Origin of the sequence: Fibrobacter succinogenes, from assembly GCF_902779965.1 — a bacterium.
GTDB classification, from domain to species: Bacteria; Fibrobacterota; Fibrobacteria; order Fibrobacterales; family Fibrobacteraceae; genus Fibrobacter; species Fibrobacter succinogenes_F.
In genome coordinates this window covers 52,243-65,084 of record NZ_CACZDK010000012.1, presented here as the reverse complement: position 1 = coordinate 65,084, position 12,842 = coordinate 52,243, and the positions used below count along the sequence as shown (strand labels likewise).

General features: G+C 49.1%; 8 protein-coding genes. 5 read left to right on the top strand and 3 right to left on the bottom strand.

Going from position 1 to position 12,842, the window contains the following annotated elements:
- Positions 1–114: 114 nt before the first annotated feature.
- Positions 115–963, bottom strand: coding sequence for a TIGR02147 family protein (locus tag HUF13_RS07765; RefSeq protein ID WP_173474595.1), 849 nt, complete (start codon positions 961–963; stop codon positions 115–117).
- Between the two features lie 291 nt (positions 964–1,254).
- Between HUF13_RS07765 and HUF13_RS07760 the strand changes: the two genes are divergently transcribed.
- Both HUF13_RS07760 and HUF13_RS07755 read left to right on the top strand, forming a co-directional pair.
- Positions 1,255–3,657, top strand: coding sequence for an Ig-like domain-containing protein (locus HUF13_RS07760; RefSeq protein WP_304038955.1), 2,403 nt, complete (start codon positions 1,255–1,257; stop codon positions 3,655–3,657).
- Between the two features lie 60 nt (positions 3,658–3,717).
- A complete protein-coding gene (locus tag HUF13_RS07755; protein WP_173474593.1) occupies positions 3,718–5,427 on the top strand; it encodes a hypothetical protein in 1,710 nt (569 codons plus the stop codon).
- Between the two features lie 21 nt (positions 5,428–5,448).
- Here the strand turns inward: HUF13_RS07755 and HUF13_RS07750 are convergent, their stop codons facing one another.
- Together HUF13_RS07750 and HUF13_RS07745 are read right to left on the bottom strand one after the other, a co-directional pair.
- Positions 5,449–6,576, bottom strand: coding sequence for a hypothetical protein (locus HUF13_RS07750; protein ID WP_173474592.1), 1,128 nt, complete (start codon positions 6,574–6,576; stop codon positions 5,449–5,451).
- Positions 6,576–7,421, bottom strand: coding sequence for a TIGR02147 family protein (locus HUF13_RS07745; protein WP_173474591.1), 846 nt, complete (start codon positions 7,419–7,421; stop codon positions 6,576–6,578). The genes HUF13_RS07750 and HUF13_RS07745 overlap by 1 nt, the downstream gene beginning before the upstream one ends.
- 165 nt (positions 7,422–7,586) lie before the next feature.
- On the opposite strand from HUF13_RS07745, the gene HUF13_RS07740 reads away from it, so the two are divergent.
- From HUF13_RS07740 to HUF13_RS17290, 3 genes are all read left to right on the top strand, one after another.
- The gene (locus tag HUF13_RS07740) at positions 7,587–9,236 is read left to right on the top strand and encodes a glycosyl hydrolase (protein WP_304038954.1); all 1,650 of its coding nucleotides are present in this window, start codon (positions 7,587–7,589) and stop codon (positions 9,234–9,236) included.
- A 101-nt stretch (positions 9,237–9,337) separates the two neighbouring features.
- The gene (locus HUF13_RS07735) at positions 9,338–10,723 is read left to right on the top strand and encodes a hypothetical protein (protein WP_173474590.1); all 1,386 of its coding nucleotides are present in this window, start codon (positions 9,338–9,340) and stop codon (positions 10,721–10,723) included.
- A gap of 309 nt (positions 10,724–11,032) precedes the next feature.
- A complete protein-coding gene (locus HUF13_RS17290) occupies positions 11,033–12,772 on the top strand; it encodes a hypothetical protein (protein ID WP_304038952.1) in 1,740 nt (579 codons plus the stop codon).
- The last annotated feature ends 70 nt before the right edge of the window (positions 12,773–12,842 follow it).

Here is a 12,842-nt window from a genome sequence, read left to right as displayed (position 1 = left end):
CTTGAACGAAGAGAAAGCCAGCGTCATTAAGGCGCTGGCAGTAACAGCCCCTTCTAGGGGCAAAGCAAGCCACCCCTCTTAGGGGTGGCTTGTGACTTGGTTGATAGAGAAAAATTATTTCCCGCCGACGGGGAACATTGCAAACTCCAACTGGAACACTTTGTCGCTGTTCTGGTCTTCTTCGGCGATGAGCGCGATTTCTTTGCGGAAGGCGTTGATGCGTTCCACGATGCGGTCGTAGCCTTCTTGGCTGATGCCGAGGGTGAGTCCCGAGATGTGGCGGCTGCCCGGCGTGTCGCGGTCGATGGAGTCGGCGGCGAGTTTCAGGCAATGCTGGTGGAATCCGCGGAGTGCGAGTTTTGATGTGCGGTCGCCTGTGGTGATGGCGCTTTCGGTCAGCTCGAATTTCCCGTTTTTGTCCTTCTTGATGAGTTCGCATTCCTCGAGCAACTTGACGGACTTTTTCGCCTCGTCTGCGGTGATGTGCGGATGGACCATCTTCGCAAGCGCATCGTAATCTCCGTTAAATCCGAACATCCCGATTAGACTGCGGATGGTGAGGTGCCGCCAATGCGAATACACCATGTATTGCGCATGCCCGAGGACGTGCTGCTTTTCGGCGAAGCGCGCGACCTTGAGCGCGGCTTGCATTTCTTCGAACGCGGCGTTCCGTTCGTCGGTGGTTTCTGCCTGATTGAACTTCACGAGTGCAATGAAAAATTCTGTCTCGTGCTTGCTGAGCCTGAGTCCCGACGCGACTTTGGGAACGCTCTGGTTCGACAGATTCTTGTCGCCGTTCATCACGCGGCTGATAAAATCTTTCGCTTTGAAACCGATTTTGTCCGAAAACACGCGAAGCGAAAAGGCAGGGTTCGCCTCTTTCTTCCCGTTATAATAGTCCCTCAAAAATTCCCGGTAGTCCAGGTATTCGAAGACTTTTCGTGTCGGTTCCTTTTCGGTCATGCTTTAAATGTAAGAAAAAAATTCGATTCGGAAAATTCACGCATTACATTCCCGTTGTCCAGAAACAACGATAAATTGGAGTGTTGTTTCAAAGTGCTTTGAAATTGCGCGCTTCCAATCTAGATTATAGAATGGGGGAATAATCCCCCTGATTGCAGCCCGCGATGCGGTCTTCCATCACCCCCAATGCGGGCTTCAAACGCCAGCCCGCAATGCCTGGCTTAATTGCCTCAAGGAAATGGGACGAACCAAAAGTTGGGCCAATGCAACCAAAAGTGAGGAACAATGGGTATGAAAGGTTTTGGTCAAATAGTGCTTGCAAGCGTTGTCTCTTTTTTCGGAATTTCTGCAGTGCATGCGGCAGAGGCTACCGCGAAAATTCAAGCGACGGAAGTCGTAACACTTCCGTCAGACGCTGCCTATGGCGGCGGCGATAAAGTCGGTTCACAGCTGGTTGCGGCGACCTACAACGTGGGCGAAGGGCCAGGCATTTGGATTGTCGCCGATGGTGGCTACAGGCTTTATCACAATGGGGCGCTTTTGGCCGAAGACAACCAAGCGGGCCGCGTGCGTTTTGTCCCGATGACGTTCCTTCCCGGTGAAAATGCGATTTCTGTCGTGGGTGTGAACGGGAAGGGTGCCCCTGGCGTTTTGGTGCAGATTGACGATCTCGACAAGTCTTACTATTCTGGCGCGGATTGGAAATCGAAACCTGCCGTGGGGAGCGCCTCGTGGAAGAACAAGGGCCGCGATCTCTCGCAGTGGGGAGGCGCGACAACTCTGAACTACGCGAACAACAAACTCCCGAGCGGTGGCTCCCTGAACGGCTTTGCTGTAAACACACAAGCCAAATGGATTTGGACGAGTGCCGAAACGGATCCGATGGCGGTATTACTTTATACGTTCTACGTGAACGCGGAAGGTTTTGGTGCTTCTGCAACGGGCGGCGATGCCGGCAAAATTGTTATCGCTAGCGATTCCACGAGCATCCGAAAGTATTTACAAAGTAACGAAGCCGTGACAATCCTCGTGCCCGAAGGTACGTACGATTTCAGGCAGTTCCGCAACGCTGTTACCGAAGCGAAAAGCAAGGGCCGCACTTGGTGCAAAACGGCTTGTACCGAAAAGAACCGCGTGACCGGCAAGACCAACACCTTCTACCGCATCACATTCAAGGCGAACAGCTGCAGCGATTTGACGGAAGCGGGAGTGCAGATTGTGCAGGAAAGCGAAAATTTGCAAAAGTGGGATAACTGGATTACGACCAAGGCGAACAAGAGTTTGGTGGGCATGGGTCGAGGCGCGAACTTGCGCGGTGCTGCTATTGCGGTGCGTACAAACGAAGGTGCAAGCAACCACATTTACCGCAACCTCGCCATTTACGATGTGAACCCGCACTTGATCGAAGGCGGCGACGGTCTTGAAACAGTGGGCACCGCCGATAAGCACGTCAAAAATTTCTGGGCGGATCATATCAGTTACAAGTGGATTTCTGATGGCATGGATATGGAATTTGTCGATAACGCAACCATCAGCTATTTGGATTTTGACGGTGCGAATGAATATAACTGCTGGGGAACCGACCCTTACATGGCGCTTGTCGAAGATGCGCGCTTGACCTATGCGAACAATTACTGGCACAACACTTACGGGCGTGTTCCGAAGGTCACGGGCGAGGTCAACGGTTCGCAAGTTCATCTCTACAACCAGTACGTCAATTACAATCGCTTTTTTGTTGCCGGTGCCGACGGCCATAGCGCAAACGCCAAAGCCTACGTGCGTTACGAAAACAGCTACATCGACAATGGGCAAGGCTACCTTGCTGAATGGGGCGACAACGGCTATGTTTACTTTAGCGGAGTTTCGTTCGGGAAAGACACCAAGCAACAGCACCGCTACAAGGGAACGGTCAAGAGCGGAATCCCGACTGCAGAAACATTCAATCCGAGTTATTCTTTTGAAAAGCGCGATGTCGCAAACCTCCCGAAAGAAATCCCGACACTTTCGGGCGTGGGGGGCCGCTACGGCAAAATGCCCGAATACAATCAGGTTTTTGGTCAGAGCAACAAGGCGGCAAGCGTTACCTTGATCGCCCCTGCGGCGGGTGCGAAGTTTAATGCGGGCGCGACGGTGACGCTGAAAGCCGATGCCAAAGACAATGACGGAACGGTGAAGAGCGTGGCGTTTTACGTAGGCAATACGCTGGTGGGCACGGCAAACGCGGCTCCGTACCAGGTGAGCGTCGAGGGCGTGGAGCCTGGAATGCATTCTGCAGTCGCTGTCGTCACTGACAATTCCGGGCTCACATGGATGAGCGAATACGTGACCTTTACTGTCGAGGGTTCGGCGGAATCCAGCAGTTCTGCGGTCGCGGAATCCAGCTCTAGCGCTGTTGTAAAATCCAGTTCGAGTGTCGTGGCGTCATCTTCGAGTGCGCATGCCCCTGTGGAATCTAGCAGCGACGCTTGTGTCGTCATTCCGGGCGAAGACCCGGAATCTTGCGGAACGATCGGCATTGCGCCTTTCGCCATGCAGCGCGCGACCGAAGCCGAGGCCGGCTTCTACCGCATCTTTGACATTCAGGGACGCCCGCTTTTCGCAGGCGACCGCAAGCCTGCTAAAATGCCTGCCGCCCATGTTATTGTGATCGAATACACGTCCGCTGGCAAAACATTGCGCCACTATATCCAATAACGATTCCCTAGCGAATGAAGGCGTGCTCGCTTTTCGTAAATCTTATATATATTGGTATCGATGAAGTTCTGCAAAAACATAAAGGCTGTAACGGTTGCTTTTTCGGCGGCCTTTATGGCGCTTTTTGCAGGATGTTCCGATAGCCATGTGGCGGGCAACAGCGCCGAGACTGGTTCTCCAGAACTCGCCGGAATTTTCGTCTTGGATAACGGTTCCCCAGCCGCCCGCGCGCGCGTGCAATGCGTGCCGAGCGACTTTAACATTATCTCCGCAGATCGTGCGGAACGCTCTTTGCCACAGGCGTTCGAAACCGAAACCGACGAAAATGGCAACTACGAATTCGACTCCATCCCGTCGGGCCGTTTCTCGATAGAGGCTTTCCATGAAGAATCGGGTCAAATGTTCCTGAAACAGAACTTGGCTAATGAACAAGGCGAACCGCTTGCTTTAAATGACACCTTGCGTCATTCGGGGAGTGTCAAACTTCTCGTGCCGGGCGCGTTCCGTGAAAATCAGGGCGGTGATGCGATTGTCGTCGGAACGACCATTCACAGAAGAATCTTTGTGCAGAATGGGAAAATCGAAGTCGATAGCCTTCCGGCGGATTCTTTGGACATCGTTATCTACATGGACAAATTGTTCCCAGTAAAATTCGAAAATGTCTCGGTGCAACCGGACGAAACGACGGTTTGGGGAGATTCGGTAACATATTCGTTCACAGCTCCGCTTGCGCTCCCTGAACGTGAAAATCCCAAAGCCGAGAATTTTGCAAGCGGTGATTCAGTCCGTGTCGTTACGGATATCCCGCTTGCCCTAGTGCTCGACTCTTCGGTGTGCGACTTGGACTCTCTTGACCATCTCGTAGGCCGTTGGGAAGCTTTCCGCATTTCACACAGCGCTGCGAAAAACCAGTTGCCCATTGCAGAACCCCAATTACAAAATGGAAAAATGATGTTCTGGGTTCGCCTCGATTCCTTGAATACCGCAGATGAAATCGAGTTGACGTTCAATACAGCTAAAGACCCTGCTTACGCTTTTGACGTATTCCCGACGAATCGCAGCTATTCGTTGGTGTATCATTTCGATAGCGGGCTTTCGCTCCTTGAAGATTCCGCTGAAAAGGGGTATTTCGAAGGCTCCGCCGAAACAGCGACAGGACTTGATAGCAGTGGCGGCGTTCTTGGAAACGGAATGCATCTTGGCGCAGACGATGTCGTGACTGTCAAAAATTCCGCGGGTAAGGATTCTACGCGCAAAGTAAATCTGACTTTTGATGATGACGGCTATTTCTGTTTTTCGCTGTGGCTGCAGCTCGAATCGCTGGACAAGGAGCAATTGATTTTCGAAAAGGCAGAAGAATATGCGCTTCGTTACGTGCCCAAACAAGGCTTTATCGTGGACTTCTATCATGAGGCTATGCAATTAGTGGCGGAGGATGTGTCTAAAACGGCCGAAGACTCAAGTTACAAAATCTCTTGGGTTTCGGGCGCAGACGGAATTAACGCAGGTGAATGGGTTTACGTCGCTTTCAGCAGGCGAGCTTTTGAACAAGTTTTATTTTATGTAAACGATCGTCAAATTGTTTCTGAAGCCGAAAAATCTGATTGGGCTGGAAACGTCAAGGAACGTGCCAATTTTCAGTTGGGAGGCTTTACAGGCAATATAGATGAACTTTCAATCGGCGCGTGTTTCCACGACGAATCTTGGACTTTAACAACTTATTTAAATCAGCATCCAGAGAACCGTTGGCCTTCTCTATTCGCTCGATAGTGTTACAGAATGGCGGAATGCCTATAAAACGGTATCCATTCCTTCGAAAACGATTTCATCGACTTCTAGGAATGTTCCGTTTTTCATGAAGATGGTGAAAAATCCGATTTCGGTTGCGATATCTTTGAAACGGACTTGGTAACTTTCGCTTTCCAAAGTTTCATCACCGGGGCGGAATACAACTTCGTGCCAGTTCTCGTTTGCCTTGGCATTCCACAATGCTTTATTGAATTTGTTGTCGCCGATATCCTTGTAATGTTCTAGCGCTACAGAAAATTCACAGTCACCGCGAACTTTCAATCGGACGGCAGTGAGTCTGCTCAAATCGTAATAACCCGTGTCTAGGCCAATGTGCGTGCCGATGAGCACTGTTCCGGATTCGCCAAGCGCAAATTTTAATGAAAGGTATTTCCCCTGAGCACTGTCGATAAGGGCTGTGGCAAAGCTTTTTGAACTGTCTGGCAAAATCCATTGCGCTCCATTGCTTGTGTTGAAGTACCAACCGAAATTCGGGAATGTCTTTGCGATGTTGTTCAAACTATCGCCATCGTCAAAGTCCTCGAATACAAATTCTTGTGTAATGCCCGGCATGCGGAAAAGCGTGTCTGCGGTTGTTCCGTTTTCGACCGAAACGGTTGCAAGGAGCGAATCTCCGGCGACGATGTCGAATATGCCTGCTGGCACGCGAGAGAATACGTATTCGTTTCCGCTACGGGAGGCTGTGTAGGGCGTGGATTGCAGAGCGATGGTTTCGTAAAGTTTGGCGTAGTCGGCTTCTGCTGCGCCCGTGCGTACGGTGATGCTTGCTGATGGCAAAAGCGAAATTTCGGTTTGCTGGGTGTCAAGTGCAGTCCAGGTCATTAGCGAAGAATCGCTGCCTGCAATGCCTTCGATAAATCCGTCCGAAACAACAGAATCAAAGCGCGCTTCGCCCAAGGAATTTGTTGTGGCGGAATCGATGACGGAAATGGTTTCTTTGGAGAATAGTTTTAGACGAGCGTTTATGATGGGCGAGTGGGATGCATCAACAACAGTGAATGCAATTCCGTTTGTGGTCTCGCTTGTCGCTCCGGTAAATTCTGGATTCGAATCGGAGCACGCCCAAAAAAAGGCTGTCAAAAGTATTGTCGCAAAAAAACGTTTCATCATCAATCCTTTTTCTTCATCATCGGGAACAATTGAAAATTTAATTGATAAACACTGTCGCAAATTTGGGAGGGCATCGCATTGACCACTTTTACGATGCTTTTTCTCGTCTCGGCAAGGATTTCGCGAATTTTCTGTATTTGCGAAGAATCGAGAGCCATGGTGAGTGTGCTGATGTCGCGTTCTTCTTTCGGTGTTTCGGCGATGGAACGTTGCGCAAGTTCGGTGATGCTCTTTTGATAGTCGCTAATAGAGGCGCTCAGCCAGTGTTCTTTTGTTTTGATATGGGCTTCGGTTGGGACGATGCGTCCGTTATTTTGTTTGTGTGCAAGGCCCAGTTGCAATAATGCATCGACAGCGCTTTGCACTTGCGTTGCGGTAAGCTTCGGGATGCAAGAGTCTCCTAGAGCTGCTGCGTATTCCGGTCCGCAATAGTCGAATACATCAAGTGCCGAACGGATCATGGGATAGTACCATTGCTGAAAATAGCGGTAGCGGGCTTCGTCAAGTTCGCGGCAGGCCGCAGGGCGCATTTTCTGGAGCGTTTCGAAATGCTTGCGCACCTGATCGTCTGTTTTAGCCTTGCCGTAAGCAACCAGTTCACGGAAGTATTCGGCCTTGCCTTCCTTGAATCGGAAAAACTGCACGAACGACTCGATGCTTTTTGTTGAAACATGGCGCTTGCCCTGCAAAATCTTGAGCAATAGGCTTGCATCCATTTCGACGGCGGCAGCGAAAACTCGGTAACTGAACGACGAATCTAGCGATTTTTCCAACTCGTAAAAATCCAGCAAGAAGTTACGGTAGTCGGAGTAATCGTAGATGTTGATTTTGTTTTTTGCAAGCATGGCCAACCTGCTTTAAAAATACATTTTTTTATAAAGAGATATTGTTTTAATGCGTTGTGCGATGATTTTTTTACGGGAGTGTTGACATTTTTGTCCACACTTGATTTTTTTCTTTTGCCTTTGAAACACCCAAAAAGGATATATTCATAAAAAAGAGGAGTTCCTATGAATATAGCGAAGAAAGCTGTTTTTCTCAGTCTTGTGTTAGCCTCGGCAACGTTTGCTACCAAGTACGAAGCCGAATCGGCAACGCTTACTGGTGGCTCTGGAATTGTCAACAGTGCTGGTGTCTCGGGAACGGGCTATGTCGATATGAAAGAGGGTAATATCGCCTTCGAAAACGTCACTGCCGAATCTGCGGGCAAGTACCAGTTGACAATACACTACAAGGCGGGCGAATTCAAGTCGAACTACATCAAGGTTAATGGCTCAACTGCCGCCACGGTCGATTTCAACGCCACTACAGGTTGGGGTGACGTATCGATCGTGGTCACTCTTAAGGCGGGCGCGAACAATATCGCCATCGAAAAATTCTGGGGTTGGATTAGCGTGGATTACATCGATGTTTCGCCTTATCAGTCTGTTGCATTTAATTTGAGCGCCAAGCCAGTCACGCCGAATGCGACAGAAAGTGCCGTCAAGCTTTACAGTTTCCTTGTCGAAAATTTTGGCAAGAAGACCATTAGCGGCATCATGACTGGTGACATGAGCAATTACACGAAGGGAGCCGATTTCAAGACGCATGACGACGTGAAGGATATCTACACGCGCAGTGGCAAGTTCCCGGCGCTTGTGGGCTTGGATTTCTTGTTTGCGACGGGTCCGAAGGCTAGCGAATCCTGGTACACGGAATATACGGAAAAGGGAATTTCTCTGGCGAAGGATTTGTGGAACAAGGGCGGTATTCCAGCGTTCTCTTGGCATTGGAAAGACCCGCTGGATGAAAAGGATGCCTTCTACATTAAGTCGGCGGCAGGTTCCAACGAGTACACCGATTTTGATTTCAAGACGGCGTTCAAGAGTGGAACGACCGAATGGAATACAGAGAGCGCTGCGTACAAAGGAATTATCGCTGACATCGACCATATCGCAGAGTACTTCCTCGAATTGCAGAAAGCGGGTGTTGCGGCTATTTTCCGTCCCCTGCACGAAGCCGGTGGACTCTGGTTCTGGTGGAGTATCAACTCGGGTAAGGAATTTGCGGCGCTTTACCGCTTGGTGTTTGATCGCATGGTCAAGGAAAAGGGTGTCCGGAATCTCATTTGGGTCTATAATCCCGAAAGCAAGGTTGTGAGCGACTGGGATCCGGGCGAGGAATACTACGACGTGATTTCCATCGATATCTATAATAACGACAACGATTATTCCAGCAATTCGGGCGCGTTCGAAAAGTTCAAAACCGCAACGGGTGCCAAGAAAATTATCGCACTTACCGAAAACGGTCCAATCCCTGACGTGAAGAACATGCACGATGATGAAGCTGTGTGGAGTTGGTGGATGCCTTGGTACAGCACTTGGAGTGGCAAGTGGCCGGGTCAAACCGCCAATAGCGTCTGGAAAAGCAACATGGCCGATGCTCGCGTGATTACCATCGAAGACATGCCCGGTTGGGACAAGTACAAACCAAGCGGATCGGAACAAACCACGCGCATGGCTGAAAAACTTCACTTTAGCGAACGCGCGGTTACCACGGGAATCTTCGACATGAAAGGTCAGTACATGGGCCTCTCGGAACAGGGACTCCCGCAGGGTCGCTATATGATCCGTAAAAAAGTGGAAGGGCGTACGATGTTCATGCCGTATAAAAAGAAATAATTGCTTTTAAAAAGCCTTCAAGGAATCGATTGCGTAATGCAAAAAAGATTCCGGAGGCTCTTTTGGGGATATATAGCCATAGAATTGAAATGAGGAGTGTCATGGGAAAAGCTTTCTTTAAAAACGTGGTTGCTTCGACCGCAATTGTAGCCAGCAGTGCGGGCGTTGCTTTCGGTATTACCCCGAATAAGCTTGTTTCGGGTGGCCTGTTAGCGCATACAAGCTCGACGACCACAGATTACCTCACCGACGGTTATTTGACCAACTGGAAAAGTAGCAGTGCTAAAGAAATTGCATTGAATGTGGGCGAGGGGCCTAAAAAGCTTTTGATCAACTGGGAGTCTTTTGGCGATTGCGCCTGGGCGACCAATTTTACGAGCAACTGTTCGCATAGCGGTGTTGCTCTCTCCAATTTTAAAATTCTCACTTCTGCAAATTCCACGGATGGCTCGGATGGTGACTGGACTGAAGTTGCAAACGTCAAGGACAATCCCGTGATGGCTCGCGGTGTAGAAATTGACTTTGAAGGAAAATCTTGGTTCAAGTTTGTAAGCGAAGGCGATGTCGGCAAGATTTTAGAAATCGAAGCGTTCGACATGACGGATGGCGGAACGGATACGTGGTTCTTTATGGGCACGAGTATTAGCCAAATGGGAATCAAGCAACAGGAAACGGATTCGACGACGGCACAACAGATTCACGCTCGATTCCCGGATTACACGCCTGCCATGCTTCGTGGAGGCATCGGTTGCATCAACAGTACCGAAGTGGTTGAGCGCTTGGACGATTACCTGAAATACGCTGGCAATGTGAAATTCTGGGCAATCGAAATGGGAACGAACGATGCCTGGGGCGGTGGCGACTGGAATCTCGATACTTACGTCAAAAACATGCAGACAATTATTGATTCAGCAAAGGCTCACGGAATCACGCCGATCATTGCACGCATTATCGCAACGAATCCTGAAAAGTCGGGATGGCAAATTAACCCGGCGTTCCTTGAGGCTGTAGATAAACTTGTTGAAGATAACAAATTGCCCAAGGGTCCTGATTTTTACGGTTATTTTTTGAAACATCCCGAATTGCTTGGTAGCGACGGTGTCCATCCGAATTCCGAAGGCGGCGGGCAGGCGATGCACCACTTGTGGGCCGAGGCGCTTGCCCCTCTTTACGCGGTTGGTGACACGGCGAAAAAGGATACGCCCGAAGGGAATGAATCGACTCGTGTGGTGCGCCGCAATGTGTCCGCAAAACTTGTACTGCCTATAGTTTATACGCAAAAACGAAATGTTTTCATCGAAAAAATTTCTGGAAAAACGGATATTAGTTTGGTGACTGTCACGGGGCATATTGTTGCTTCGAAACGCAATCTGGATGCTGACGAATCGCGCTCTTCGGTTGTTTTTGAAAATGTCCCCGCCGGTCGATACATTGCTGTGATTCGAAGCGGTTCCGCACGAATCGCAAGGCATGTGCGAGTCTGGTAAGGCTCGGTTTGCCGTTGTCTATAGACAACTCTTTTTTTTAAAAACAATGCCTTCAATGCATAATTGGAGGTATTTTTATATACAGAAACGTGTGTGTGGATGTATATGGGATGTTTGGTTTCTTTTTTAGAAACCGGAGCGCGGGGCGCATTTGCCTTGGCGCTTTTTGCTTTTTTTGCAATGCTGTTAGTGGCTGAGGTTGCAAAAATTCAAGTGTAGTCTATAGACAATCTTTCTTGAATTGTCTATAAGTATTTTGCTGAAATAGAATGTATTTTTGTAAAGAACTTCCTAAAAATGGTGGATAATATGGGTTTGATGTTTGGTTCTCATAAAGGTCTCGCCGCTTCGGCGCTTTGCTTAACGGTGTATGGGGTTGTTGGGGCTAGTGCCGAGCCGCTGGCATTCCCTGAAGCGTTGGGCTTTGGGGCTCAAGTTACAGGTGGTCGTGGTGGTACGGTGTACCATGTGACGAATCTGAATGATGATGGTGTCGGCTCTTTCCGCGATGCGGTAAGCCAAGGGAATCGCATTGTTGTTTTTGACGTAGGCGGCATTATCAATATCAAGACGGCAGTTTCCATCAGAAGTAATATTACGATTGCGGGGCAAACAGCTCCAGGCGAGGGAATCGCTATTCACGGCGGCAAACTCAGTACGGGCAAACAAAGTAATATTATTATCCGCTACTTGCGCATTCGCCCTGGTGAAAAAACGGCTTCTACAAAAGATGACGCCCTGAATCTTTACGACGCAAAAAATGTCATTGTCGATCACTGCTCGGTAGAACTTGCTCCGTGGAACAACTTTGGTGGAAGTTCTGATAATAAAGATTATCGCGTTACCGGCGTGACTGTGCAAAATTCGCTCATCGCAAATCCGATTGGTCAACAGTTTGGCGCGCATATTGAATCCGTAGATGGAACTTGGTCTTGGTATTACAATGCATTCGTGAATACGCACAACAGAAATCCGCTTGATAAAATTAACGATGTTTTTGTGAACAACATCCTTTACAATTTCGAAGCGGGCTACACGACGCACACAAGCACACACTTCAATCATGATATCGTGAATAATTATTTTGTCTATGGTCCGGCGGGTAAAAATGAATGGTTCCAGGTCGATAAGAACCAAAGCATTTACGCAAGCGGAAACATGATTGACAAAAACCGTGATGGAGTGCTCAATGGTGGACCTACGAATGTTTCGTATTATCAAGGGGCGGGCGAAGAGCTTAAGCAACCTTGGAATGATCTTACCAAGAATGGTCCTGTGTTGACTGCTGCAAGTGCGTGGCGCTATGTGACATCGCAAAGCGGCGTGCTCCCGTACGATGATATTGATTCTCTTGTTTGGCATCAAGTTAATACGCTTGGGAAGGCGGGCGCATTAGTGAAAGCCGTGGGTGATATGGGCCTCAAGACGAACGGTGGTTGGGGCGAAGTGATTGCAGGGACTGCTGCAAAGGATTCCGACAAGGATGGCATGCCCGATTATTTCGAAGAAGCTATGGGTTATGACGTAGATGGAGATGATGCAATGACCAAGGAAAGTGATGGTTATGTGCGCATCGAAAAGTACATCAACTGGCTTGGCGCCATGCATATGCAAATTACGGACGATGAATCGTCTCGCGACTTTGATTTGCGTTCGATTACGCGTGGGTTCTTGTCGGTTTCACCGACCTATAGCATTGTGAGTACCGAAAAAGGAAGCGCTAACTTGCTGGCTGACGGCTATACGGTGCGCTTTACGCCCGACAAAAATTTTAAAGGCCTTGCATCGTTCAAGTACACCGTGAAAGGCGACGACAAAACAGAATACACTGGCCGCGTCGAGGTGCTCGTTGAAAAAGGCGAAACCGTGCCAGAAGAAACTCCGTCAGATTCTGGCACGACGCGATTGCTTGTTCCGTATCGTGAACAGATTGCAACCCCCATTGATATCTATCGCGTAGATGGGAAAAAAGTTGGCGGCATGTTCGGTGTTCCTGACGCGACTACGCGTAAATTAAAAAATGGTAAACGCGCAAAAGTTGTGAAATAAAATATTTGGATTGCAAAAAAGAAGCCCCAAAGATTGACTTTGGGGCTTTGCGCTTTTAGAAATTTATCTG